The sequence below is a fragment of the Candidatus Thiosymbion oneisti genome (assembly GCF_004359955.1).
Classification (GTDB): Bacteria; Pseudomonadota; Gammaproteobacteria; order Chromatiales; family Chromatiaceae; genus Thiosymbion; species Thiosymbion oneisti.
Genome location: NZ_SMSC01000028.1, coordinates 26,843 through 51,778, shown reverse-complemented (window position 1 = coordinate 51,778; position 24,936 = coordinate 26,843). Strand labels below are relative to the sequence as shown.

The window sequence follows — 24,936 nt, the reverse complement described above, 5'->3', positions numbered from 1 at the left end:
TTTGGTCTATCCAATTTCTTGAAGTCCTTATGCGTTGACTTGAGCGACCGCTTCACTTCTTTGATGTCCTCTGACAGCGGTAAATCCTCCGGTAGGGTCCCTGACAGCTCGACCATTGTCTGCCTGACTTTTTTACCTACGGTTTCAGCAGCACGCTCGGCATTTACCTGCCCACGTACATTTTCCGTGCGAATCCTCTCTTCCGTTTGTGTAATCCGGAATAGGTTGGCTGCCAATTCGGTTTTCCCCATAAAGTCCAACGGCGAGCGTCTTTCCGGAATTGCTTTTCGCCGACGCAGCTGTGCCAAATTCATGTTGTACATCCCTCTGTATCCGGCATTTTGGAAGAAAGGATAGTTTTCAACGCCGGCGCCTTTTGCTGTTGCGCTAAGTGATTTCTCGCGGTCAGTAACGTCATCCCGGATCAATACCCGCTCGACATCCTCCGATTCCTCGACGTACCGCTGGAAAGCCTCGGCAATGGTCGCGAAGTATGCCTGTGCACGAGCGACTTGGCTTTTCCTCGGATCCGCATTCATCGTTGTGAGATAACAGGCGAAGCGCGAGAGGCGGTAATCCATGCGGCTTCCATCTTTGGTCTGCCGTTTTGCCTGGATGAAGTTCTCCAAAACATCGATGTTGAGGGCCATGCAGGCGCCAATCGCCTTGTTGATGGCCTTATTGAAGGAAGCGGAAGATTCGTAACCCAAGGCTTCCATAAGTTGGCTCGCCCACCAGTAGCGAAACCCATTGTCGGTCCCCATATCATCGAATGATGGGCGGGTTTCCTCAAAGTGGAAGACTTCAATAGTAGTCATGCGGGGCCTCGTTTCGAACAACCAGTAACTATATGCAAAACGTTACGGCAACCGGACCTGGCGTCGAGTGTCCGTGAATCAAAGAACCGCAGGGTGAGATCACATAGCGTATTCTCGCTTGTTCCCACTCTCCGGTTAAAGTTCGGGTACTCCGGGTCATCTCCGAATAGCATACTTTACACCGAATATAGACTAATTCTGCTTCTTGCCCTTACCCAGCCCGATTATGGGCACCACCTGTGCAGACTGAAGCTCATCGGCGTAATAGGGCCGCTCGCCGGTGCGGCCTTGGGCAGCGGCGAGCTCCTTCTCCCGAGCGGAGATCAACCCCAGGCATTGGCGAACATCGGTGATGGTCTGCTCGGAGAGGGGATGTTTCATCCCCGGCGGTGGTGTGACGTCCTTGATGACCGCGGCCAAGGTCTTGCGCATGGCGATGAGGATCTGTTGTTCTTTCGTAAGTTCTGACATGGCTTGTCTCTGCGGGCCGAGATTGGCCTTGGTTACTGGTTTTCGATTCGTCGCGGCACCTCGACCGATCACTTCTCAAGGCGCCCGATCATGTTTCTCTCCAGCAATCCTGAATTATTTGGCGCGGTTTGGGGGAAAAGATCCCTCCTGCGTCGGGACCAGTTTGACGTGTTGCGTTCGATGCACCAAGGCTCGCTGATTTCCTGTGGCGCCGGTGCCGGCGTCTTAACGCAACCTACACCCACATCGCCCGCCGTGCGGCTTGCATGCGCGGATCTCGCTTGAGTGCAGGTTTGGGGTGAGGAACGAGCCTCAACGTTAGGATGTTAGATTTCGTGCTTGACATTACACTACAGCCACCCCATACTTTAATCTTGGTTGCGGGGTGTGCATGGGTACACTGCGCGCCACTTCCGAAGCCCGGTCCATTGGTCCGGGCTTTCGCGTTTCTGGAGCTTCTATCTGTGCTCTACATAGCTTACCTCGACGAATTTGGCCATATAGGGCCGTACATCGGGCACGACGACCCCCGACATAATACCCATCCGGTTTTCGGCCTAGGCGGCGTTATCCTGCCATACAAAGAAGTCCGATTCTTCTCGACCTTTCTTTTTCGGTAGTGGTAAATTTTTAAGTGGTCAGCGTAGAAGGATTCATTAACCACGCTCTATTTTTTTGATCCCCTCTCCCGGAGGGAGAGGGGGTGGCGTGTGGCGTGCCCAACACACTGCTAGTGGCTATGCTTCCATTTAGACCTTAACCACTACCTAAATGTCAACAATACCTAAAAGCGTGCAATCGCCCGCAGTAAAAATTCGGGGTCTTTGCTGTCATCGGCCCGCTGGCTCCGGCGTGTCAAAGGTTTGGCGACTTGCAGCTCAAGGGATAGACCTCGGGTGAGCCAAGTGCGGAGCCCGACGCCGGACGAGGCCAGTGAGCTTTCGCTGGACGGGAGCAAATGGTTGGACTTTTGCCGCACCGCGCCGAAATCATAAAAGCCGAAGAGCTGGTACCGCTCCAGGAATGACCAGGGTGAGGACCTGGTGTACTGGAGCTCGAGGGTGGTGCCGATGCCGTCGTCACCACTCAGCTCCTTGGGGTCATAGCCACGGCCGAAATCGATGCTGCCCAGGTTGAACTCTTCGTCGGCGAGGACCGGATCAAACGCATACTGGGCCTTGACCAGGGCATAGAGGGCGAGGGTGTCGGTGAGGGTCTGCAACCGCGATGCGGTCAATTGCATACTCGTGAACTTACCGTCGGCATCGAATCGGGATGCCAGGGGATCCCCGGCGTCGGTCGATCCGAACCCCGAGAGTCCTTGGCGCACACCCAGGTTCAAGTAGGTCGAGCCACCCCAAGGATCCCGAAAATCATAGGCCACCGCCAGGCTGAGTACCCGCAGATGGTCTTCGATGAAGGATAGGTTGCCGAAGATATCCGTCTTGCTGTCGATGAAGTCGAAGCCGCCTTCGACAAAGAGGTTGTGTGACCGGGTGCGAATGATGGGGTGGACGACCTTGAGGTTGGCCAGGAGCTTGGTGGAGTCGTAATCGAATTCGGAGAGAAAGTCACCGGGGTTGGAGTCGCCGTAAGACAGGAAGCTGGAGAGGTAGGTGCCGCGATCGCCGATCCGCAGCGAGCTGGTGAGCATGCCGACGCGCTGGTTCTTGCGGTTGCCCCCGAAACCCTCGTCCGGATCGCTGACCAGACCGGTAATGCCGATACTCTCCCCAAAGCGGGTGAAGGAGTTGGTGCCGGCGCGGACCGCGACCTCCCACTGGCCGGTGAAGGTGCTGCCGAGGTTGTCGAGCAGCACCAAGCCGTCGAACCGCTTGCGACCGGCAATCACCACCAGTTGGGAGGCGCCGACGGCGGCCTCGGAGGCCCGGAGCACACCTTTGGCCTCGATACCCGGCAGGTCGTTGGCCAGCAGCAGACCCCGCTCCAGGGTGCTCAACCTGAGCGGGCGCTCCATGGTGACATGCTCGAGGTAGCCCTTGATCAACCACTCGACGGGCCCGACCGCGCCTTCGATCACGACGCTGTCGATATATCCCTCCAGTACCTCCACGTACATGCGCCCGCCGACGATGCGCTGGGGAGGAACGATGACCTGCGAGAGAAAATAACCGGCATCCCGATAACGGCGTTGGATCTCGCCGGCCAGGGCATAGATTTCAGCCAGCGACACGACCGTGCCGTAGCGGCTGCTGAAGACCGCTTGCAGCTCCTCGGGGGAATAGACGGTAGTACCCCTAACATCGATGTTGTGGAGCTTGAAGCGGATCTGCTCCGCGCCGCTCGGCGCGAATGACTCATGACCCGGGGGAACGGCCGGGCCGCTCCGGGGTAGGACCGGGCGATTCCCCTCCAGCGTGTGCACCCGGACATCGGGCTCACCGGATCGGAGCGGAAGACGCGGCGCCTGGGGCCGGGTTTGAGCCAGGGCCGTATCAAGCACACCTAGGGTCAGCAGTAGGTAAACGGCAAGGTACCGACCACCCGTTTTGAAAAACCCCATACCTCTTCTCTCCCGAACTCGCCCGAACAATCGTCCATCATTATTCCACAAATAGAGAGGGGTGGTGAGAACCAAGGCCCACCACCCGTCCATCATTTCAGTTTGTTCTTAAGAGCCTTCAGGCGCGGCGGGTATCGCACCGGAGACAGAACGCTCCGCCTCGATTTCCTCCGGGGCCGAGAAGGTCACCCGGCGGTTGACGGCATCATAGGGGTTGGTTCCGTTCATCAGTCGGGATTCGCCCCAACCGCGAATCGTCAAACGTTCCCCATCGATACCGTGCTTTTCCACCAGGTAGTTGCGCACCGCCTCGGCCCGTCGTTGCGACAGGTCACGATTGTATATTTCGGACCCTGAGGCATCCGTATGTCCCTCGACCACGAACGAATATCCCTTCAACTCCTCGCGATGCAACAGCTCCCCGATCGTATCCAGGAAGGGGATCGTCTTCGGATCCAGTTGGGCCGAGTTGATCTGGAACTGGAGGCGAAAGGAGGCCGGTCCGGCGTTCGGGTTGCCCTCGGAGGTAGGCAGGGGTTCCCGGACTATCTTTCGTACGCGCTTGGATTTCGAGCCCTTTGCAGAGACGCGAGAAGACCTCGCAGAGACCCGGGAGGACCTCGAAGCAGTGCGGGAGGACTTTGAAGCGGCGCGGGAAGGTCTTGAATGCGCGCGCCGAGCGGGCGATGCCTTGCTGATCGAACGGGTATTCTTCAGGGCCTTCAATACCTGCGCACGCGAGGCGTTCCGGTCGAGATAACTCCCCTCCGCCCACGCGTCGAACGCTGCCAGGTTTACCACGAGCAGGGAGAGCAGACTGACCTTGAGTTTGATGTTGCACATGGACTGATTACCTCTCCGTTTTGTTCCGTTAGTCCTCATCAGGGAAATCTACGGCCCCAGCGTATGGTGGCGCCGTGTCGATCCTATCTCGGCTAGGAGTATAGTATGGTCCGCTGCATCTTCAGAGCAATCCTTTCTCCTTCCAGAACTTCTCGGCACCCGGATGCAGGGGGGTAACGATGCCCTTGATGCCGGTTTTTACGCCCATCTCTTTGAAGGTCTTTTTCTGGCCGGCCATATAGGCGAGCCCTTCGTCCGTATAGAGCTTGGACAGCAGATCATAAACGATCTCATCCGAGACTTCGGCATTGGCGACCCACAGGGCCGAGTCCTGGAAGGAAGGGACAGCCTTATCAACGCCCTGGTAGATTCCTGCCGGGATCTCGACCTGGGTAAAGTAGGGATATTCTTCATAGAAGCCGCTCTCGGCCGCGTCCTTGCTGAGATCGACGAGGGCGATAGCGTTGGTCCGGGCGGCCATCATCACGGCGCCGGAAGGAAAAGCGGTAAACAGCCAAAAGGCATCGAGCTGCTTGTTCCCGAAGGCATTGGCGGCGTCGTTATAGCCCATGGCGTTACGCTCGATCTTGTCCCAGACACCTAAGTGGGTGAAGAAGAGCTCGCAGTTGGCGAAGGCGCCGGAGCCTGCGTTGCCCACGCCGACCTTCTTTCCTTGCAAGTCCTGCACGCGGGTTATTCCGGAGTCCTTACGCACGACCAACTGGGCGGGGGCCCCGTAGAGGTAAGCTACCGCCAGTACGTCTGCGTATTTTCTCCCGTCGTTTTTCAACTTGCCTTCGCGACCGAGATACAGGTGTCCGGAGTAGACGACGCCGAACTGCATCTTACCGGCGTTTACCTTGCGCAGGTTCTCGACCGATCCGGCGGAGGACTGGGCCTTGACCCGATAGTCCTTGGCTGCCTTGACGGGCCCATAGGTCTGAATGGAGTTGGCGACGATCTGGAAGGTGCCGCCCGCGGGGCCGCCGCCGAACACGATGCGTTTAGCAGCAAGGCCGACGGAGGGGATGGCGAGCGTGCAGGCCAGCAGGACGGCACTTGCGGTAAGGATCATTCTCAAGCTCAGCTTCATGAGGCGCTCCTGTGGTGGGTGATGTTTGCGATTTACTCGGCGATCGGCAGTCGTTCAAGCATCGGCACCGATACCGACCGTATAACCTGACACTCCACTCTAGCGCCTGGCGCACACTTCAACAACCAAAGAAAAGTCCGTGTCGCCGGTGTTCAGCAGCTTGTGGATTTGGCGTACCGCTCGCTGCGCATTGCGCCCCTCTCGGTAGGCATATTGCTCCGGTTGTCGATCGGCCTCGATGATCGGCGCCGGTACCAGGCTCGTTGCCGTCCCGACCACCCGGTCTCGGATCGTGGGAATGCCAAACGAACGCTGCTTGCCGTTCGTTTCGGGGATCAAAACCTGGCCTCCCGGACTTGCCCGGTGACGCTTTTGATGGTCCTTTACATCGTAAGGCTGTGGCCGCTTCGTTACCTCCCTGACCGCTCCGATCTCCCACCCCGGATTAGGGCCGATAGATCACACCTCGGGCTGCGCCGGCCCCGACCGCGGGTGCAGATGCTCCCGCACAGGGAAGTTCGGCCGGCTGCGGGACTGCTCGCAGAGACGTCTCACATACTCACCCACTAAACCGATGCCGAACAGGATCATGCCCGCCAGGAAGAAGAGGACGCTGAACAGGGTGAATACACCCTCGGCCTCGGGTCCGATGACGAGACGCCGAAGGGCCAGTAAGACGGCAAGGACAAAGGAAACCAGAGCGATCCCGATACCTGCCAGGGAGAAGAGCTGCAAGGGGATCAGCGAGAAGCCGGTCATGAGATCCAGGTTGGGATGGATGGACTCATAAAGGGGGTATTTGGGTTTGCCTGTCGCCTGCTGAGTGTTTTCGACCCCGATCTCGGTGGGATTGGCGGCATAGATATAGGCCAGGCCCGGGGTGAGTAGCTCGTCGGCGGTCCGGATCGCATCCACGATCGCTCGGTCATAGGCGCACGGCATGCAGCCCGGATCCGTCATCCGGATCCGGGTCACCTGCTCCCGCAAGCGATTCATGGCCTTGGACACCAAGGCCCGCCATCTGCTGTCCTGATACCGACGGCGAAAGCTGCCCACATAGTCGTGCCCTCGGTCCATCTCGGCCAGGAGCCGAGGTATCGCTTCGGGGGGATGGCGCGGGTCCGCATCCAAGGTCACCAGCCGGTCGCCGCCGGAGACCTCGACGCCCGCCATGACGGCCGCAGGTCGGCCCGCGTTACCGCGCAGCAGAAGCACTCGGGTAACATCCGGGCGCAGCTTGTACTGCTGGCGCAGCAAGGTCGCGGAGCGATCGCGGCTGCCGGCGTCGACAAACACGACCTCATAGGCGATACCGAGGCCATCGAGCACCGGGTAGAGACGGTCGAACAGCTTTGTCAACACCGCCTCCTGGTTGGAGACGGGGATGACCACCGAAAGCTCGGCACCGGTAGTCTTATGCTGCGTCTCGTTCAAGTCGTCCACCTTCCAGTAGCGCCGCTAGGGGTGATTATACCCGTTGCACGTGAATATTTCGGTAAGCGAGGTGGGTCGATCGTACCCGAGAGCAAGGCGCGACGAGGAGGAATAGCCAGGCCCTATTGCGACGAGTCGCAACGCTGCTATCGGGTGCGAGGGGCGTGCATCGCGGCGAAATATTTACGTGTAACGGGTATATTACCCATCTCGTGCCTCGCGCTCGGGCACAACAGACATATCTTGCTTTCCACAAACCCCATCTGCAACGGATATAACCGGATTGCCTTTTTACCGCGACACCGGTTTCCGGGACAGGCACGAGCGATAGGGGGGATCTCTCCCTTCTCTTCAGGGACAACAGGATATTGGCGAGCTTGAACAGGGTTTGGCGGGTACCCTGGTAGCCGATCCAGAGACGCTGATGGCTGCCCACTTGATCGTAGAAGGGAAAGCCTGCGCGCACCAGGGGAAACCCTAAGAGGCTGTCTAAAAAATCAAGGTGCCTTGGTCTTAACTTCCCGCCGGAGAATTCAGCCGCAACTGAACGCGAATGAACACAAATCGAAGATCACGGCTTAAATTTGCGTCGATTTGCGTTCATTTGCGGCAAAAAATAAGGGGCTTACCGATCAGGGCCGGGACGCAGGTGTTGTAGACGAAAACCGCCGCCGGGTGGTAGCTGTCGATGGCCTGTCGGATGGCGTGTAGGAGCCGCTGCTCGCCCCGCCCCATGACCACGTCCTGCTCGGAGCGATCTGAGCGCCATCGAAGGCACAACCGCCAGCGGTGGCCCCCGGCTTGGGTCTGGCGCAGCCGGACCCTGCCCGCTTCGGGTGGGCACCGGCCGGCTCGTCGAGCAGTATGGCGATGTCTTTCCGCTTCATGGAGGCCCCTCGGCTGCATGCTTCGGGGGTCATCCATGCAGGGCTCGTGCCAACCGCTAGCCTATTGATTTCTCAAGACAAGAAAAGGCGATGAAATGTAGTCTTTACGACAAATGATTGGCGGGGATAGTCCCAGGCACGCCCGGCATCTCCAGGTTGTGAGCATGTTCAAATAGCACGACGCTTGAGTTGCGTTAGTCATAGACTACGCATCACGCGAATCGGCGCGAATCGGATGGTTTGCGCCCATAGGAATATTCGCATCGATGCGTGTGATTCGGAGGAAGAGCGGGCTCTGCTCACCGAGTTGGTGACCAAAGGCAAGGCGGCGGCATACAAGATCAAGCACGCCAATGTGCTGCTGAAGGTCGATGCCAACGGACCGAATCGGAGCGATGCGCAAACCGCGGAGGCGTTTTCGTGTTTACCAAGCAATGCCTGAACCGGCGCATTTCTGATCTGGAAACACTGCGCTGCGAAGCAACCGCCTGGACCGAGCGGCGTAATGCTGAACAGGTCGGTGTGGATTGGCAGTTCACGACCGAACAGGCCCGGACGATCGCGAGAAAGTCCTTTTACAACACCCTCCTAGAAGGAGAGCAATGCCATTAAGTTAAGCGTTACCGACGCGGTTTGTGATCGATCGTGCGCTGTTTTTTTCGCCCTCACCCCAACCCCTCTCCCGCCGAGGGTGTCGTAAAAGGTGAGGCCCGACGCGGTCATTTTCGTTCACGCGCTACGTGGAAGCGTGGAAGCCCGCGCCGCGAGAAAGCATCAGGCCGGTGTATACTAATGGAATCACACCTGCCGGCTGTCCGGCGTTATCGGGTGCGGCCCAGAGTGGCGCTTCGTCTTTGGAGCGTTGCCGCCAGCTGGTCATAATCCGTAAGCCGCCCGCTGGAAAGACGGCGGTCCCAGCTGGACTCGCATCCCCGAACCGTTAATATCTTGTCGGTTCTGACCGAAGCCGACACTTCGGTCGGCTCCCGGACTACCGATATTCCGTTGGCTCCTGGCTATCGGTAAAACCTGAAATGCCCAGCTGTTATCCAAATAGTCATCAGTCAATGGAAGTTTCGTTCCCCAGGCGCTGCGTGGGAACCAGAGACCGGGAGCGGGTTTTGCGACACCTCGCCGTGGGAGAGGCTGAGGCTTAACTTAATGGCATTGAGAAGCGAGAGGGAAGTGGGGAGAGGGGTCAAAGGGCGTTGATCGGTGCCTTTATGACACCCTCGAGGGAGAGGGAGTGCAGCACGACATGCCTTAACATACTGCTATCGGCGACGTTTCCATTTAAACCTTAACCACTACCGTGCTTAAAATGAACTTTGAAGTTTGTATTCCAGAACTGTTTCCATAGCTTCACCCCAACCCCTCTCCCGCCGAGGGTTACGTTATGTGTCCAAGCCGGTTTTTCAACAATATCCTTCGATCCAAATTATTCATCTAATACATTAATAATTATTCAAAAAGATGGAGGTCCCTTTCTTTTATGCCTGAGAGAGGTGAAGACTAACTGAGGCATCAAACTAATCGCCTTCATTTTATCCGTTACGCCATACCACTTTAGCCTCAGCCGAAAAACTGGGCTTAGAAAGCAGCAATAAACTGAATCCTTTACCAAAGGTAGTTATGATGTTCCAGTCTAATCGCAACAAGATATCTTCTATGTAATTCTTTTTCTGTTTGAGTACATTGTTGTACTCGTCTTGTTTTTCCTTTAATGATGCAGGTGTGGTTGGCTGGTTATTCTTGGTATTGTGGAGCGTGATTGAAGCTACAACATTCTTACTCGCGATGAGATGCCCGACCCCGATGGTAACCTTATCCTTGGAATCCAAATACATATGATTGTAACGTCCTTCGTACTCTTCTAATTTCTTTTGCACTATGGTTTTTACCGAACTCTTCAAAGGCATCGCTGGTTTCCTCTTTATGAATTACGGTTTCGTCTTAATGACCCGTCTTTACCCATCCTACGTCACTCTTCATAGGGTAGCAAACCCCCGCGCCAGATCGGCTTTGATGTCTGCGATCGCTTCTAAGCCGACGGCGATTCGGATCAGGCCCTCGCCGATCCCCGCCAGCTCCCGTTCCTCATCGGTAAGACGGCCGTGGGTGGTGGTAGCAGGGTGGGTGATGGTGGTCTTGGTGTCCCCTAGATTGGCCGTGATCGAGAGCAGGCGCGTCGCGTCGATGACCCGCCAGGCGGCCGCTCTTCCGCCGCACACCTCGAAGGCGACGATCCCGCCGCCGGTGCGCTGCTGGGTCCCGACCAGGTGATGCTGGGGGTGGGCGTCGAGCCCCGGATAGAAGACCTTGATCACGCCGGGTTGTCTTTCAAGCCAGGCGGCAAGCACCTGGGCATTGCGTGCGTGGGCCAGCATCCGCAGCTCCAGGGTCTCCAGCCCTTTGAGAAAGACCCAGGCATTGAAGGGGCTCATGCTGGGGCCGGCGGTGCGCAGTACGCCGAAGACTTCCTCGCCTACGAGCTTATGGTTGCCGACCACGGCGCCGCCGACACACCGGCCCTGCCCGTCCAGGTATTTGGTGGCGGAGTGCACTACCAGGTCCGCTCCCAAGGTCAGGGGCCGTTGCAGGGCCGGGGTGCAGAAGCAGTTGTCCACCACCAATAGACAGTCGTGGGCATGGGCGAGCTCGGCCAGGGCCCGGATGTCCGCCATCTCGGTAAGGGGGTTCGAGGGTGTCTCCAGAAACAATAACCGGGTGTCGGGGTCGATTGCCCGCTCCCAGGCAGCCGGCTCCGCCAAGGGTACATAGTGGGTCTTGATCCCGAAGCGGGTCAGATACTTGTTGAACAGGATGGTAATGGAACCGAAGATGCTGCGGGAGGAGAGGATCCGGTCCCCCGCCTTCAGCAGCCCTAGGCATAGGCTCAGGATGGCGGACATGCCCGAGGCGGTCGCGACGCAGCGTTCACCCCCTTCCATGGCCGCCAGCCGCTCCTCGAAGATGGCTACGGTGGGGTTGGTGAACCGGGAGTAGATGTTTCCGGGCTCGTCGCCGCTGAAGCGGGCCGCCGCCTCGCGGGCGTTGGTGAAGACGTAGCTGGAGGTGGTGAAGATGGGTTCCCCATGCTCACCCTCCGGGGTCCTGTGGTGCCCGGTGCGGATGGCGAGGGTGGTAAGTTCGAACGCGTCCAGGGTGCTCATCGATACCCCCCGTAATTTAAGAGCCTAAGTACACATGCGCATATTGAAGGAATAACTACGAATCACACGAATCGACGCGAATGTTCCTGCGGGCACAAAAAATCTAATGCACGCAGATTCTTGTGATGCGTAGTTTGTGCCGATCTTATGCCTTCAGAGGCCGTCTAAAAACTAACACATTGATTTTCAGCTGGCTCCCCACGCTCCAGCATGGGAGCAGACCTTGTCCCGACGGAGGAGGGATCTGACGCTCCAGCGTCGATTAAGCGTCTCGGTAGGCTAACAGCCAACGCTTATTAGCACAGAGGAGCTGAATCCGCTGGAGCGGACACGACGGCATTCCCACGCTGGAGCGTGGGAACGAGCGCGAAATTTACAGATTTTATGCCCTAAAATCAGTATCTTAATTTTTAGACAGCCTCTCAGCCGCGCCGTCAATAAGCACTACCAGCGTTTTCAGCGTCGGCTGGAAGGCTTTGCTCGGCGGTCACGCGGACGGCGTGTAGGTTCCCGATCCTAGGCCCTCCCGTCAGCTTTCTCGAACGCAAATCAGCCACAAGTGCGTCTATATCGTAATCATGTTCCCGCGCGATATCATCTTTGACTTTCCAAAGCTCCTCAATGATTTCATCAACCATTTCCATCTACTCCCATTAATTCTTGTGGTGTACAGATCTCGGGACGGTAGTGGTAAATTTTTAACTGATAGTGTAGTTAATAATCCAAGTCCGCCGAGCCGCCTAGCGGCTAACCCTCGTACCGCAGAGCCGAAGTACCGAAAACGGTCGTGCTTAACCGGCAGTGATCGCAAGTTAAAGCGCTCTCGGTTCCCAAAAGGTCCGACAGGAAGTTAATCACTCCCGGGTCAGCACTTCCCCGAAAACATCGAATCAGCAATCGCGGACCGGTTGGGTTAGGCGCAGGGACGGAACCTAACCCGACCAGGAAAATAACCACAGAGGGCACGGAGAAAACAGAGCATTTTCGCCGTGTTTTCTCTGTGTTCTCTGTGTTCTCTGTGTCTCTGTGGTGCAAAAACGCAACCATGACAAAGCCTTTGGTTGGGGGAAACGTTTCCGTTATATATACACGCAGGTGTACTAGCCTCCGCCATTTAAAGATTTACCATCACCCGAGTTTTTTCACTGGCAAAAACACTCTTTAAAGCGGTGGCCGTTTTTTCGCCGTTAAGTTTTGAATACATAGTTTTTGCTTCGCGTTTGCAGAATTTGTGTATGTATAGGGTCAGGCCGTGTTGTAGAGCTCGATGACCGTTTCGCTGGGCCGGAAGCCGGATTCCCTGACGCTGTCGCTACGGTTCTGCTCGAGCTGCTCGAGATACCGAGCGGTGACGTCTCCGGTCACGTATTCGCCGTCGAATACCGAGGTGTCGAAGCGGTCCACATCGCTCTTGTTCTTCTTCTGGACCGCCTCGATCAGGTCGTCCAGATCCTGGAAGATGAGGCCGTCCGCTCGGAGCAGGCGGCAGACTTCATCCTCGGAACGGCCGTGGGCGATGAGTTCGCTCGCGGTGGGCATGTCGATGCCGTAGACATTGGGATAACGTACCGGTGGGGCCGCGGAGGCGAAATAGACCCGCTTGGCACCCGCGTCCCGTGCCATCTGGATGATCTGCCGGGACGTGGTCCCCCGGACGATGGAGTCGTCCACCAACAGCACGTTCTTGCGCCGGAACTCCAGATCGATGGCGTTGAGCTTTTGGCGCACGGACCTCTTGCGCACCTTCTGCCCCGGCATGATGAAGGTGCGCCCGATGTAACGGTTTTTGATGAAACCTTCCGCGAAACCGATGCCCAGCCCGTCGGCGACCTGGAGGGCAGCGGTGCGGCTGGTCTCGGGTACGGGGATGACCACGTCGATGTCATGGTCCTGCCACTCGCGCTTGATCTTCGCGGCCAGCTTTTTCCCCATGCGCAGGCGCGCCCGGTGGACCGAGATGTTGTCGATGATGGAGTCCGGCCGCGCAAAATAGACGAACTCGAAGATGCAGGGCGAGAGTACCGGCTGTTCCGCGCATTGTTTCCTGTACAGCCGACCCTCGGCGTCGATGAATACGGCCTCGCCCGGCGCGATATCCGCGATGAGTTTGAAGCCCAGGGTGTCCAGGGCCACGCTCTCGGAGGCGATCATGTATTCGATGCCCGCGTCGGTCTTGCGCTTGCCGTAGACCGCGGGCCGAATGCCGTGGGGATCCCGAAAGCCGCAGACGCCGAACCCCGGAATCATCAGGACCGCCGCGTAGCCCCCGCGGCAGTGCCGATGGACCCCTGCCACGGCATCGAAGATATCCCGTTCGTCGATCCGCAGCTTGCCTTGAAGCTGCAGCTCGTGGGCGAAGATATTGAGCAGGACCTCCGAGTCCGATGCGGTGTTCAGGTGGCGCAGATCTTCGGCGTAGAGATCGCGCTTGAGCGCCTCGGCATTGATGAGGTTGCCGTTGTGCGCCAGCACGATCCCGTATGGAGAATTGGTGTAGAAGGGTTGGGCCTCCGCGCAGCTTGAAAGGCCCGCCGTGGGATAGCGCACGTGCCCCAGGCCCATGTTACCCCGCAGGTAGAGCATGTGTTCGGTGCGGAAGACGTCCCGGACCAGGCCGCTGTCTTTGCGCAGATGGAGCTTCTCGCCTTCGCTGGTGACGATGCCGGCGGCGTCTTGTCCGCGGTGTTGCAGGACCAGCAAGGCGTCATAAAGGGATTGGTTGACCGGCCCCTGGCCGACGATGCCGACGATGCCGCACATGACGTACCTCTAGCGGATGCAAGCGACCTGTATCGGGGCGGAAAATCTAATATGGATGCCCTCAACGACCGATACCATTGAGCTGGCAGGATCTCCACGGAAAATTTAGCCGCAAATAAACGTCAATGGACTAAAAGCGTCGATGATGGCGAGCCAATCGCAATCGATTGGCGTTCATTGGCGGCAAAAAAAGAATTCCCGCTGTGAAAATCTGCGGACAAAAAGGATGTCGCCCGGATAAATGTCAACACGACCTGGGTATGACGGGTAGATCCAACATCGCCTTCACCGATGAATCGCCGGGCTCGATAGGTCCGGGCTCAGCGTGCGCTACAGATCCTTCAGCCGGTCCGTCACCTGCACCGGGATTTGCTCCAGGATACGCTCGGCCAGGACCTGGAAGTGGCCGATAAGGGACGATTGCCGCCACCAGGCGTCTTCTGGCCAAGGCGTGAGCGACCCAAGGAACACCAACATTGCTGCCAGAATTACCCCCCTGGCCGCACCGAACAGGCTTCCCAGGACGCGATCTATGCCGGTAAACCCCTTCTTTTTCAACAGTACGGAAAGCAGGTAGCCTAAGATTGCCCCGAGGACCAATACCCCGAGGACCAGGATCAGGAAGGCGACGATGATCTGGAAATTGGGGCTCGTGATCCAGCGCGCGAGCTCCTCGGTAAGTTCCTCCTGGAGGGAGGCGCTCGCGATCCAACGCGCGAGCACACCAGCAAGTTCCTTATGGAAGGTCCAGGCGACAAACAGGGCAACAAACCAGATAACGAAAGAGAGCACTTCGCGCACGAACCCGCGCACGAACCCGATGAGGGCGGACAGGGCAATGACCCCAATGATGGCGTAATCGACCCAGGCCATGCTTGATTTGCCGCTTGTTTGCCCCTCAGGGGTAACGCTGAATCTGGCCCTTCCGCCCCGTTTTCCTCCGCAGCTTAGCGGCCACCGACTCGATGCGTTTGCGCGTCAATTCCGGCCCGATGCGGATCCGGTACCACAGTTTCTGTTTCACCCGTGCTTCCTGGATAAAGGCGGGAAATCCCTTGACGCGCAAATCCTGCACCAGCGTGTCGGCACGTGCGTACTCCCGCACGCTGGCCACCTGGATGACCCAGGAGGAGGGGCTCGTGGACGACCGGGCCGGAGCCGCGGGTTGCGAGGGTACCGGTTTGGGGGTCGCGGTTGCCTTAGGCGCCCGCTTCGGCTTGGCCGCAGGCCGCGCTTTCGGTTTGGGGGTCGTGGTTGCCTTGGGCGCCCGCTTCGGTTTGGCCGCGGGTCGCGCTTTCGGCTTGGGGGTCGCAGTTGCCTTGGGCACCCGCTTCGGCTTGGCCGCGGGCCGCGCTTTCGGCTTGGGGGTCGCGGTTGCCTTGGGCGCCCGCTTCGGCTTGGCCGCGGGCGGTGTTTTCGGTTTGGGGATCGCGGTCGCCTTGGGTGCCGGTTTCGGCTCGGCCGCGGGCAGTGCTTCCTCGACCGGGACCAGGTCCGGCTCGGGCCCGAGCTCGGGTCTCTTGATTGCGGGTGTCTCGAAGAACTCCGGCGGCGGGAGCTCCTGCGGTAGCGACGGATCCCCCTGCGTCGGCTCCTGATACTCGGAGAACGTGGACACGGGGGGCTCGACCGGAGGCTCCAGGACAGAAGCATCATAGCCCTGGTCGAAGTCCGGCGCTGGAGGAATCGCCATTTCCTGTTCCGATACCGGCTGTAAGGTCTCCTCCTCCTCCAAGAGCATGGGGAGAAAGATCACCAGCAGCACGACGATGACCGCCGCGCCTATCAGACGTCGTTTTGCTCCTTCCTCCATAAGCCTTCCCGCAACAGCGTTGCCCGAGTGGAATGTTTCAAAGATTATATCAGGATGCCGCCGCGCCGTGGATATAGCGTAAGGCCGCCTCGACAGTGGTGAAGGATCCGAATGCCAGGATGCAGTCGCCTGCCCGGGCCCGGCTCGCCGCGGTCCGGAGTGCTTCGGTAATGTCCTCGCATCCGTGCAGATCCCGCTCCGCTGCCAGGCCCTCCAACCCCGCGCGCAGCTCGGCGGTGGGCAGGGCCCGGGGGTCTGCACTTGGCCCCAGGTACCAGGCATCGACTTGCCCGGCCAGGGGTTCGGCGATGGCCTGCGGGTCCTTGTCCTGCAGGACCCCGAGCACCGCATGCATGCGACCTGGGCAATCGAAGGCGCGCAGGTTGGCCGCCAGCGCTGCGGCCGCCTGCGCATTGTGGGCGACATCCAGGAGCCAGGTCACCGCGCCCGGCACGATCTGGAAGCGCCCCGGCAGGTGTGTCCGCTGCAAACCCAGGCTCAGGTGAGGGATCGCCACCGGTAGACGCGGATTCAGGCAAGCGACCGTCATCAGGACAGTGGCGGCATTGTCGCGTTGGAAGATCCCACGTAGGGCGGGCGCGGGCAGACCTGTCCGCACCAGCTCGGGGCCCAACCAGCGCCAGCTGGAGCCCTCGTCTTCCCAGTCGAAATCGCGTCCCAGGACGAACAGATCGCAGCCGAGCGTTTCGGACCGCTCGAGCAAGGCCCCGGAGGGTGCCCGATGCCCCACGACGGCAGGCCGGTGGGGCCGGAAAATGCCAGACTTCTCCGCGGCAATCTGGTCCGGGGTGTCACCGAGCCAGGCGGTGTGGTCCATGCCGATGGTGGTCACCACCGCAACGTCCGGGTCCAGGATATTGACCGCGTCCAGCCGTCCGCCCATACCCACTTCCAGAATCGCAACGTCCGGCTGGGCACGCACGAAGAGATCCAGGGCGGCCAGGGTGCCGAACTCGAAATAGGTCAGGGTCGAGGCCCCGCGGGCCCGATCGACGCGCACAAAGGCGGCGCACAGGGTGGCGTCCCGGATCTCCTGCCCATTCAGGCGGATGCGTTCGTTGTAGCGCAGTAGATGGGGGGAGGTATAACAGGCGGTGCGGTAGCCGGCGGCACGGTAGATGGACTCGAGCATGGCGGCGCAAGAGCCCTTGCCGTTGGTGCCGGCGATGGTGATGACGGGGAAAGCCACCGGGTCGCGTTGCAGCCGGGACCAGACCGCCGCGCTACGCTCCAGCCCCAGCTTGATAGTCCTTGGGTGCAGGGTCTCCTGCCAACGCAGCCAGCTTTGGAGGTCGTCGAATCTCATTGATCCCGTTCCTGCATACACGCGGGGATCCGAAGCCAGGCGGGCGCGGATTTTTTAATCCGCAGTCCGGTCTCCCAACCAGCGCCGGATAATTCAGGATTGCTGAACGATCGTCGCATAGCGTGATCGCGGGGCGTTTCTGGGATTATACTTACACACCATCTGTGCACTTCCTTAAGTCGAAGAGGCCTCGAATGGATGCCGATACACTTCGTTTGCTCTTGATCGTCGCCGGTGGTCTGGTGCTGGGCGGACTCTATATCTGGGAACGGCGGCGGGCCCGTTCCGATAAGGAGGGGCCTTACGAGAGAAGCGAACCGGACGATGACAAGCGCGAGCCCTGGCTCGACACCGGGACCGATGAGGCGGGCGATAAGAGCGATGGCACAGCTGCAGGCGACGACGCCCGAGAGCGGTCCGGGCCGCCATTGCCGCCGGATCAGTCGGAGCTCGAGCTGGAGCCGCCGGTGGTAGCGGACAGGCGGGGGCCGGTGCGCCCCAAGAGTCCGATGGTCCTGTCGCTCCATATCATCCCGAAAGAGGGGAGCTTCGACGGCGAGACCATCGTGCGTGCGGCCGGGCGGTGCGGAGTCGAGCCTGGGGAGATGGAGATCTTCCACTGTTACGCCGATGCCGAGTCCACCGAGCATCCGGTGTTCAGTATGGCCAACATGGTCAAGCCCGGGACCTTTCCCTTCGGTGCCATGGACGAGTTCGAATCGCCCGGGCTGACCCTGTTCTCCCAGGTGGAAGGCGCCCCCGACGACCCGTCCCGACTGGAAGCGATGCTCACCGCCGCGCATTGCCTGGCCGATGCGCTCAAGGCGGAGATCCGCATCGGGAGCAGGGAATCGCTCACGCCCGAGTCGGAGGAGCGTTTGCGGGATCGGGTCCATGAGCTGATGGCTTGGCGGCTGACTGATCCGGACCCCCAATGAGCGTCCCCATCGCCGTTCGCTCCCGTATCGAGGAGCTGCGGCGGGAGATCGATCACCACAACTACCACTATTATGTCCGCGACGACCCGCAGGTCCCGGACGCCGAGTACGACCGCCGGTGGCGCGAGCTCCAGGACCTGGAGACCCGATATCCGGACCTGATAAGCCCCGAATCACCGACCCAGCGGGTGGGCGGCGAGCCCCTGGCGAGCTTCGCCGAGGTCGAACACCTGGTCCCCATGCTCTCCTTGGAGAACGCCTTTGACGAGGCCGAGCTGCGGGCCTTCGACCGCCGGGTGTGCGAGCGGCTCGGGTATGACCGGGTCCGCTACCTGGCCGAGCCCAAGCTGGACGGCTTGGCTATCAGCTTGATCTTCGAAGGGAGGCGATTGCGCCGGGCGGCCACCCGTGGCGACGGACGTCGGGGTGAGGACGTGACGGCCCAGGTGCGCACCATCCGCTCCGTGCCCCTGCGGTTGCGAGGCGAAGGCTGGCCGACGCTGATGGAGGTGCGCGGCGAGGTCTTTCTGCCCAAAACCGGTTTTACGGCCATCAACGCCAGGGCCCGAGAAGAGGACGGCAAGACCTTCGCCAATCCCCGCAACGCCGCCGCCGGCAGCCTGCGGCAGCTCGACCCCAAAATCACGGCCCAGCGGCCCCTGACCATGTTCTGTTACGGCTTGGGCGCGGTGCAGGACGGCACCCCGGCGTCCACCCATAGCGAGCGTCTGGCGTTGCTGAAAGACTGGGGACTGCGTACCTCCCCGGAGCTGCGGGTGCTGGACGGCATCGAGGCCTGCATCGCCTATCATCAGGAGATCGAGACCAAGCGTGACGCCCTCGACTATGACATCGACGGCGTAGTATTCAAGGTCGACTCCCTGGCCGATCAAGAGGCCCTGGGCTTCGTTGCCCGCGCGCCGCGCTGGGCGATTGCCTACAAGTTTCCCGCCCAGGAGGCGCTCACCACCGTCGAGGCGGTGGTGTTCAATGTGGGTCGCACCGGCGCCGTTACCCCGATGGCCCGTTTGCAGCCCGTCTTCGTGGGCGGCGCCACCGTCTCCAACGCCACCCTGCACAACCTGGACGAGATCCGACGCAAGGACATTCGGGCCGGGGACACCGTCTACATCCGCCGCGCCGGCGACGTCATCCCGGAGGTAGTGCGGATCCTGCCCGAGCGCCGGCCACCAGGGACCGAGCCGGTTAAGCTCCCCCGGAGCTGCCCGGACTGCAATTCCCCGGTGGTGAAGCCCGCGGGAGAGGCCATTGCCCGTTGCACCGGCGGCCTCCACTGTCCGGCACAGCGCAAGGAGACGATCTGGCACTTCGCCGCGCGGCGGGCCATGGACATCGAAGGGTTGGGGGAGGAGCTCATCGAGCAGCTGGTGGACAGGGGGATGCTCGCAGACCCTGCGGATCTCTATACCCTGAAGGAAAAGCGCGAGCAGCTCATCGATTTGGAGCGCATGGGCGAGAAATCGGTCGCCAACCTGCTTACGGCCATCGAGGAGAGCAAATCCACCACCCTGGCCCGGTTTATTTTTGCGCTCGGAATCCGAGAGGTGGGTGAGGCAACCGCACAGGCCCTCGCGGACGCCTTTCCGGACTGGCGACAGCTGAGGAAGATCCGACGGGTCGAAGACCTGGTGCCGCAATGGGGCGTCAAGGGTGTCGGCCCCGAGACCGCGCGGGCCGTCCGCAAGTTCTTCGAGGATAAACCCGCATTTACCCCCAAAGGCGCGTTTTCCGATTGGCTGGTGGCGCGGAAGATCCCCGGCGTCACTGTCAATGTGGCCGCGGCCCTGGTCGATCGCTTCGAGACTTTCCAGGCGCTGAGCCAGGCCCAGGTCGATGATTTGGAGCAGGGGATAAAAGGCGTTGGCCACAAGACCGCACGGGCCATCCGCCGGTTCTTCGAGGATAAGCCTGAGTTTACCCCCGAAGGCGCATTTTCCGATTGGCTGGCGGCGCGGAAGATCCCCGGCGTCGGCACCAAGGTGGCCGCAGCCCTGGTCGATCACTTCAAGACTTTCCAGGCGCTGAGCCGGGCGCAGGTGGAAGACCTGGAGTACCGGAAAGAGAGTCGGGTGCCCGGCGTCGGGGAGGTGGTTGCCGAACGGATCGTCGGCTTCTTCGCCGAGCGTCGCAACCGGATCGTGATCCGGCGGTTGTTGAGCGCCGGTGTTCATTGGGAGACGCCGGCGGTCCCCGCCGCGGCGCCCGACCAGCTACCCTTGACCGGCAAGACGGTCGTCATCACCGGCACCCTGAGCCGGTCCCGCGATCGGATCAAATCGGCGTTGCAGGCGCGCGGCGCCAAGGTGACCAGCACCGTCTCCAAGCAGACGGACTACCTGATCGCCGGTGCGGACCCTGGGTCCAAGCTGACCAAGGCACGAGCGCTCGGAGTTACCCTAGTGGATGAGGAAGGGCTCGCCGATCTATTGGGTGGGGATTGAGGAATGGAGATCCGTGGTCTGCTTCTTGCGGACGTGCCATCCTTGGCCGCTGGGTTCCGGCGTCCCAGCCGGAACGACGATCTGGTGGGTTAGCTCCCGTCATTGCTGATTATACCCAAGCCTTCTCAAAACACACGAGATTGTGTTGCGGATGGACGGCATCCATGAAGTACACCGGGTCGTCTTTAGCCGCGGTTTTTTCCAGGTTCTCGTAATCGCGGAGGAAGTGTTCGTGCGCCTTCGGGTCGGCTTTGCCAGGGACCAACTTCGGCTTGTTAGTAGACGTCGCCCAAGCGATGCAGCACCGCAGTCATGCCGCTCTCGGTGTAGGAGATCCCGACGGTGTCTTCCACCCCGTGCGCGATCGCCTTGGCCGACAGGTACCGGTGCGCTTGCAGATGAGCGTCCAAGCCCGCCAGATCATCTGCGGCGAGCGCGCACGTGCTTCCACCAACCTCGGTACCGACACGACACAACCCCTCGATACCGCCTTGGCGATAGCGTTTGAAATGGTTGCGCACGGTAGTGGTATCGACCGACAAGACTTCGGCTACTTGTTTCGCTGTCCAGTCGGTGGCAAGCAACACTACCGCCTTGATTCGGTCAGCGGCGCGCTTCTCATGGGCGCTGCGATGCGCCGCCCGCAGTTCGGCGAGCTGTTCGGCTGAAAGCGTGTAGTCGAGCATGCCCTATATGTTATAAGTATCTTCAGCTGGTTACGCGCGGTTCTTAAACTCAAAAATCATATGAGAGCGGTATACAAAGCCATTAATTTTTCTTATTTTGTTTAAAAGACGGAACGTGGCCTGCCTCAGTTGTTTATATTTTCCGATATTTTGAACCGTATATCAGGGTTGAGCCTTTCTTTCCCTATTTGGCCGGATGGATACCACTACGATTGAGCTCAAACGCCAGTAGGGGATTCTTGAGTTAAAAAAAGGGTGGTGGTTAATATTTAAATGACGCGAGAAAGCCCTTTTACAACACCCTCCTGGAGGGAGAGGGGGGGGAGAGGGGGTCAAAGGGCAAAGATCGGTGCCTTTTGCGACACCCTCGGAGGGAGAGGAGTTGGTTGCAGGAGTGCCGGCCCCCCTACCCCATGCTCCAGCCCAATGCCGTTACTAAGGCGCGGTCCTGGATTATTTGTCGCGCAATCCTATAATAGGACAGGATTTACAGGATTACCCAGGATTCATAAGATTCTTGCATTTTAGATACAAATGTTTGGCCACGGCCACCGGCGACCAACAGGTCACCCTGACACTCACGGCGGACAATGACGTCACCATCAATTATCGAAGATCGTCTGCCTGTCCTCAGCCTTGCGAGCTCCTGGGACCATCCGGGTGGATCGAGCTGGTCGAACCCGAGGTCGCGTCACGGGCGATGGAGATTGAGATCGACCAAGCGGATGCGGATCCACCGCGAAAAAAGTAGGTCGGGTTAGGCGCGTGTCGCTGGGTCGAGCGATGCAAACCGACCTGAAGGCGCCGTAACCCGACAAAACCTAGTACGTATGCTCTCAACGACCGAAATAGAAAATTTAGCCGCAAATCGACGCAAATGACCGCAACATCCCAGCAGTCCGCACAGCGGACCCTACCATCAATTCGATCCAGAGAGGGCCCCAGCCCATGACCCGTCTTTCCGTTCACCCCAAGGTCGCGGGAAGGGATTGCATCCGTGTCTCCCGGCTCCGGGCGGTTGCCCTGGCCTTGGCGGTCGCCCTCCTGGCTATGGGCGCCGCCCAGGCGCAGGACTTCACCGTCACTAATGCGAACGATAACGGCACCGGCAGCCTGCGCGAGGCAGTAACCCAAGCCAACGCCGCCGGTACCGGGCCCCATCGCATCACCTTCGCCGCCGGTGTGACGGGCCCCATCGTCCTGACCGGTGATCAGATCGACATCACCCAGGCCCTGACCATCACCGGTCCGGCGACCGGTCTGACCATCGACGGCAATCAAGCCAACCGCACCGGACGCATCTTTGGGGTCACCGAAGAGGTAGCGGTGACCCTGGAGCAGCTGACCCTGACCAACGCCAAGACCACGGCGGTAGGAAGCGGTTCAAGTTGCGACAAGACCACGGGCGGGGGCGGGGCGATCTGCGCGGAGGGCCACCTGACACTAAGCAACAGCACCGTCTCGGGGAGCCACACGGAGCGCTCTGGCACTACTGGCGGTGGGGTTCTTGGCTATAAAGACGTCACCCTGACCAACAGCACCGTTTTGGAGAACTACACGAAAGACGCCTCTGGCGGCGGGATTTCCAGTGGTGGAAGGGTCACGCTGATCAAGAGCACCGTCTCGGGGAACTACACGCAAGGGAGCGGCAACAAAGGCGGCGGGATTAATGGCAGCAGCGGCACTGTCACCCTGACCAACAGCACCGTCTCGGGGAACTATACGCAGGGGAGCAACGCCGATGGCGGTGGGATTTATAGCAAGGGAACCGTTGCCCTGACCAACAGCACCGTCTCAGGGAATTACACGCAAGGCAGCAACGCCAAGGGCGGCGGGGTGTATCTCTTTACCGGCACGGCCACCTTCACCAGCAGCATCCTGGCGGGCAATACCAAGGGCGCCAGCGCCAGTGCCAGCGATTGCGAACAGGAATCGAGTGCCGCCGTCACCGCCGGCAACAGCCTGCTCCAGGCGACCGGCGCCCAGGCCTGCGATCTGAGCGCGACCGACGGCAACCTCATCGGGGAGCAGGACCCGCGGCTGGGATCACTCGCAGACAACGGCTGTACGACCCCATCCGGCGGCGCCTGTGTCAAGACCCATGCCTTGCAGTCGGGCAGCCCGGCCATCGACGCCGGCGGTACGACGACGCTGAGCACCGATCAACGGGGACAGCCGCGCGTCCAGGGAGCAGCCGTGGATATGGGTGCCTACGAGTCCGGTTTCACCGGGACCGGTAGTCCTGAAGACCCGTCCCCCGGCACCACCTCCGGCACCGCCGGCACGCCCAACACCGGCAGTGGTTGCCGCGCCGACATCCGGTGCAGCGACGCGGCCAAGCTGTGGATCCATCGGGCCTATCGCGGCTATTACGGGCGCTGTGCCGAGTGCGGCGGTTTTCGCTACTGGTGTGAACGCCTGGACGCCGAAGGCGGCGGCACCGATCTGACTCCCATCATCGCTGCCTTTGGCACCTCCCAGGAATACACCCAGCGCTTCAGCGGGCTGAGTGACGCCGAGCTGATCCACAACCTGTATCGGAACATGTTCGATCGCACGGCCGAGCCCGGCGGACTGGCGTTCTATCTCGCGCGCCTGGCATCCTACCGCGAGGCTTGGCGCGCCGGCCATGACGGCAGCGACGAGGGCGCCACCGAGTACGGCCTGTCCCATATCGCCCTGGACATCCTGCTCGGCGCCCAAGGCGACGACGTAGGCGTCCTGGATGCCAAGCTGACCGACTGCGAGCAGTATCGAAGGCGTGGTAGGTCGGGTTAGGCACGTATCTCCGGATCGAGCGATGCAAACCGACCTGAAAGTGCCGTAACCCGACAAACTGCGAGCAGTATTGAAGGCGTGGTAGGTCGGGTTAGGCACGTATCTCCGAATCGAGCGATGCAAACCGACCTGAAAGTGCCGTAACCCGACAAACTGCGAGCAGTATTGAAGTCGTGGTAGGTCGGGTTAGGCACGTATCTCCGGATCGAGCGATGCAAACCGACCTGAAAGTGCCGTAACCCGACAAAACCTAGTACAAGCGTAGGAACGAGCGCAACCAGTCCTTGTCATCTCGACCGCCGGGAGTTGTCATCCCGAGCGTAGCGAGGGATCTTCCAGCGTGGCAAAAGTTTCCAGTGCACAAGATCCCTCCTCCGTCGGGACAAGGATTTCTCGCTTCGCTCGAAATGACAACCAGAAAAACTAGATAGTTGGATCAAGAAGGGTCGAGACTGGTGAACCAATTGCGACCGATTTGCGTCGATTCGCGTTCATTTACGGCAAAAAATAATGGCTCTTTATGGATTCCGGACTGCTTTGGAGTGCGCCGGCAAAGCGGCGCGGTCGAATCGAACCTCAGCAATTGGGGATACCAGGGGTGTTTACCGGGAACCTGAACGCCGGGTTGCGCACGCGCCGCGGCGACGGCGCTTTCCCCTGGCCGCCGTGCCTTTGCGTTACCGAATCCAAAGCGGCGGCGGGTCGGTACGCTAGGCCCGTCCCGCGGCTGGGTCGGGTACCGCGGATTCCGGTCGGTATCGGGGTAAGGTTGCCGCTGCACTCCAAAACATCCGGTCGTGCCCTTCCATGATCGTCAGCAGTCCGGAATCCATAAAGAGCCAAAATAGTTTCCAACAGTGAGTATCGCGTGACGCCGGCGCCTGGGAGCCGGGTGGAAATGCCGGATGGAAATGCCGGATGGAAATGCC

Annotated in this window: 22 protein-coding genes and 1 pseudogene; 6 read left to right on the top strand and 17 right to left on the bottom strand. The window is 60.0% G+C overall.

Annotation, left to right across the window (positions count from 1 at the left end; genetic code table 11):
* From E1958_RS15790 to E1958_RS15745, 9 genes and pseudogenes are all read right to left on the bottom strand, one after another.
* Positions 1 to 818 (bottom strand): damage-inducible protein D (locus E1958_RS15790; RefSeq protein WP_133512721.1); only part of this gene is annotated, 818 nt, incomplete at its 3' end.
* Between the two features lie 192 nt (positions 819 to 1,010).
* Positions 1,011 to 1,289, bottom strand: coding sequence for a segregation and condensation protein A (locus E1958_RS15785; RefSeq protein ID WP_133512720.1), 279 nt, complete (start codon positions 1,287 to 1,289; stop codon positions 1,011 to 1,013).
* A gap of 784 nt (positions 1,290 to 2,073) precedes the next feature.
* Positions 2,074 to 3,813, bottom strand: a complete 1,740-nt coding sequence (locus E1958_RS15775) for a ShlB/FhaC/HecB family hemolysin secretion/activation protein (protein WP_165741841.1) — start codon at positions 3,811 to 3,813, stop codon at positions 2,074 to 2,076.
* Between the two features lie 108 nt (positions 3,814 to 3,921).
* Positions 3,922 to 4,656 carry an OmpA family protein gene (locus tag E1958_RS15770; protein WP_207787730.1) on the bottom strand — a complete coding sequence of 245 codons (735 nt, stop codon included), beginning with the start codon at positions 4,654 to 4,656 and terminating at the stop codon, positions 3,922 to 3,924.
* A 121-nt stretch (positions 4,657 to 4,777) separates the two neighbouring features.
* Positions 4,778 to 5,749: a TAXI family TRAP transporter solute-binding subunit gene (locus E1958_RS15765; protein ID WP_207787731.1), complete on the bottom strand. Its 972-nt coding sequence runs from the start codon at positions 5,747 to 5,749 to the stop codon at positions 4,778 to 4,780.
* A 99-nt stretch (positions 5,750 to 5,848) separates the two neighbouring features.
* Positions 5,849 to 6,088: a hypothetical protein gene (locus E1958_RS15760; protein ID WP_133512717.1), complete on the bottom strand. Its 240-nt coding sequence runs from the start codon at positions 6,086 to 6,088 to the stop codon at positions 5,849 to 5,851.
* Between the two features lie 120 nt (positions 6,089 to 6,208).
* Positions 6,209 to 7,183, bottom strand: coding sequence for a glycosyltransferase (locus E1958_RS15755; RefSeq protein ID WP_133512716.1), 975 nt, complete (start codon positions 7,181 to 7,183; stop codon positions 6,209 to 6,211).
* A 34-nt stretch (positions 7,184 to 7,217) separates the two neighbouring features.
* A complete protein-coding gene (locus tag E1958_RS21785) occupies positions 7,218 to 7,652 on the bottom strand; it encodes a hypothetical protein (protein ID WP_424945092.1) in 435 nt (144 codons plus the stop codon).
* Positions 7,653 to 7,810: 158 nt separating this feature from the next.
* A pseudogene (locus tag E1958_RS15745) lies at positions 7,811 to 8,070 on the bottom strand (nitrogenase component 1); the annotation flags it as partial.
* 235 nt (positions 8,071 to 8,305) lie between these two features.
* On the opposite strand from E1958_RS15745, the gene E1958_RS15740 reads away from it, so the two are divergent.
* Positions 8,306 to 8,512, top strand: coding sequence for a hypothetical protein (locus E1958_RS15740; protein ID WP_133512715.1), 207 nt, complete (start codon positions 8,306 to 8,308; stop codon positions 8,510 to 8,512).
* Positions 8,491 to 8,682 (top strand): hypothetical protein, encoded by a 192-nt coding sequence (locus E1958_RS15735; protein ID WP_133512714.1) that lies wholly within the window; start codon positions 8,491 to 8,493, stop codon positions 8,680 to 8,682. The genes E1958_RS15740 and E1958_RS15735 overlap by 22 nt, the downstream gene beginning before the upstream one ends.
* A gap of 932 nt (positions 8,683 to 9,614) precedes the next feature.
* Here E1958_RS15735 and E1958_RS15730 read toward each other — a convergent pair.
* From E1958_RS15730 to folC, 7 genes are all read right to left on the bottom strand, one after another.
* Positions 9,615 to 9,989 carry a lysozyme family protein gene (locus E1958_RS15730; protein WP_133512713.1) on the bottom strand — a complete coding sequence of 125 codons (375 nt, stop codon included), beginning with the start codon at positions 9,987 to 9,989 and terminating at the stop codon, positions 9,615 to 9,617.
* Positions 9,990 to 10,058: 69 nt separating this feature from the next.
* Positions 10,059 to 11,243 (bottom strand): O-succinylhomoserine sulfhydrylase, encoded by a 1,185-nt coding sequence (locus E1958_RS15725; protein ID WP_133512712.1) that lies wholly within the window; start codon positions 11,241 to 11,243, stop codon positions 10,059 to 10,061.
* A gap of 434 nt (positions 11,244 to 11,677) precedes the next feature.
* Positions 11,678 to 11,881 carry a hypothetical protein gene (locus tag E1958_RS15720; protein WP_133512711.1) on the bottom strand — a complete coding sequence of 68 codons (204 nt, stop codon included), beginning with the start codon at positions 11,879 to 11,881 and terminating at the stop codon, positions 11,678 to 11,680.
* Between the two features lie 607 nt (positions 11,882 to 12,488).
* Positions 12,489 to 14,003: an amidophosphoribosyltransferase gene (purF, locus tag E1958_RS15715; RefSeq protein ID WP_133512710.1), complete on the bottom strand. Its 1,515-nt coding sequence runs from the start codon at positions 14,001 to 14,003 to the stop codon at positions 12,489 to 12,491.
* 330 nt (positions 14,004 to 14,333) lie between these two features.
* Positions 14,334 to 14,876, bottom strand: coding sequence for a CvpA family protein (locus tag E1958_RS15710; protein WP_133512709.1), 543 nt, complete (start codon positions 14,874 to 14,876; stop codon positions 14,334 to 14,336).
* Between the two features lie 25 nt (positions 14,877 to 14,901).
* On the bottom strand, positions 14,902 to 15,816 hold the full coding sequence (locus E1958_RS15705; RefSeq protein WP_133512708.1) for an SPOR domain-containing protein: 915 nt from the start codon (positions 15,814 to 15,816) through the stop codon (positions 14,902 to 14,904).
* 49 nt (positions 15,817 to 15,865) lie between these two features.
* Positions 15,866 to 17,143 carry a bifunctional tetrahydrofolate synthase/dihydrofolate synthase gene (gene folC, locus E1958_RS15700; RefSeq protein ID WP_133512707.1) on the bottom strand — a complete coding sequence of 426 codons (1,278 nt, stop codon included), beginning with the start codon at positions 17,141 to 17,143 and terminating at the stop codon, positions 15,866 to 15,868.
* 194 nt (positions 17,144 to 17,337) lie between these two features.
* On the opposite strand from folC, the gene E1958_RS15695 reads away from it, so the two are divergent.
* Together E1958_RS15695 and ligA are read left to right on the top strand one after the other, a co-directional pair.
* Complete coding sequence (locus E1958_RS15695; RefSeq protein WP_133512706.1) at positions 17,338 to 18,081, top strand: cell division protein ZipA; 744 nt, start codon at positions 17,338 to 17,340, stop codon at positions 18,079 to 18,081.
* On the top strand, positions 18,078 to 20,543 hold the full coding sequence (gene ligA, locus E1958_RS15690; RefSeq protein ID WP_133512705.1) for an NAD-dependent DNA ligase LigA: 2,466 nt from the start codon (positions 18,078 to 18,080) through the stop codon (positions 20,541 to 20,543). Before E1958_RS15695 ends, ligA begins: the two co-directional genes overlap by 4 nt.
* Positions 20,544 to 20,818: 275 nt before the next feature.
* On the opposite strand, the gene E1958_RS15685 is transcribed toward ligA, so the two are convergent.
* Complete coding sequence (locus E1958_RS15685) at positions 20,819 to 21,229, bottom strand: helix-turn-helix domain-containing protein (protein ID WP_133512704.1); 411 nt, start codon at positions 21,227 to 21,229, stop codon at positions 20,819 to 20,821.
* Positions 21,230 to 21,767: 538 nt separating this feature from the next.
* Here E1958_RS15685 and E1958_RS15680 point away from each other — a divergent pair.
* A complete protein-coding gene (locus E1958_RS15680; protein ID WP_133512703.1) occupies positions 21,768 to 21,980 on the top strand; it encodes a hypothetical protein in 213 nt (70 codons plus the stop codon).
* A gap of 197 nt (positions 21,981 to 22,177) precedes the next feature.
* On the top strand, positions 22,178 to 24,007 hold the full coding sequence (locus E1958_RS15675) for a choice-of-anchor Q domain-containing protein (protein WP_133512702.1): 1,830 nt from the start codon (positions 22,178 to 22,180) through the stop codon (positions 24,005 to 24,007).
* The last annotated feature ends 929 nt before the right edge of the window (positions 24,008 to 24,936 follow it).

Coding starts and splice junctions, on each gene's coding strand:
- ligA (WP_133512705.1), top strand. CDS start 18,078: ATGAGCGTCCCCATCGCCGTTCGCTCCCGTATCGAGGAGCTGCGGCGG.
- E1958_RS15770 (WP_207787730.1), bottom strand. CDS start 4,656: ATGTGCAACATCAAACTCAAGGTCAGTCTGCTCTCCCTGCTCGTGGTA.
- E1958_RS15720 (WP_133512711.1), bottom strand. CDS start 11,881: ATGGTTGATGAAATCATTGAGGAGCTTTGGAAAGTCAAAGATGATATC.
- E1958_RS15740 (WP_133512715.1), top strand. CDS start 8,306: ATGGTTTGCGCCCATAGGAATATTCGCATCGATGCGTGTGATTCGGAG.
- purF (WP_133512710.1), bottom strand. CDS start 14,003: ATGTGCGGCATCGTCGGCATCGTCGGCCAGGGGCCGGTCAACCAATCC.
- folC (WP_133512707.1), bottom strand. CDS start 17,143: ATGAGATTCGACGACCTCCAAAGCTGGCTGCGTTGGCAGGAGACCCTG.
- E1958_RS15775 (WP_165741841.1), bottom strand. CDS start 3,813: ATGGGGTTTTTCAAAACGGGTGGTCGGTACCTTGCCGTTTACCTACTG.
- E1958_RS15730 (WP_133512713.1), bottom strand. CDS start 9,989: ATGCCTTTGAAGAGTTCGGTAAAAACCATAGTGCAAAAGAAATTAGAA.
- E1958_RS15765 (WP_207787731.1), bottom strand. CDS start 5,749: ATGAAGCTGAGCTTGAGAATGATCCTTACCGCAAGTGCCGTCCTGCTG.
- E1958_RS15675 (WP_133512702.1), top strand. CDS start 22,178: ATGACCCGTCTTTCCGTTCACCCCAAGGTCGCGGGAAGGGATTGCATC.
- E1958_RS15695 (WP_133512706.1), top strand. CDS start 17,338: ATGGATGCCGATACACTTCGTTTGCTCTTGATCGTCGCCGGTGGTCTG.
- E1958_RS15705 (WP_133512708.1), bottom strand. CDS start 15,816: ATGGAGGAAGGAGCAAAACGACGTCTGATAGGCGCGGCGGTCATCGTC.
- E1958_RS15685 (WP_133512704.1), bottom strand. CDS start 21,229: ATGCTCGACTACACGCTTTCAGCCGAACAGCTCGCCGAACTGCGGGCG.
- E1958_RS15710 (WP_133512709.1), bottom strand. CDS start 14,876: ATGGCCTGGGTCGATTACGCCATCATTGGGGTCATTGCCCTGTCCGCC.
- E1958_RS15785 (WP_133512720.1), bottom strand. CDS start 1,289: ATGTCAGAACTTACGAAAGAACAACAGATCCTCATCGCCATGCGCAAG.
- E1958_RS15725 (WP_133512712.1), bottom strand. CDS start 11,243: ATGAGCACCCTGGACGCGTTCGAACTTACCACCCTCGCCATCCGCACC.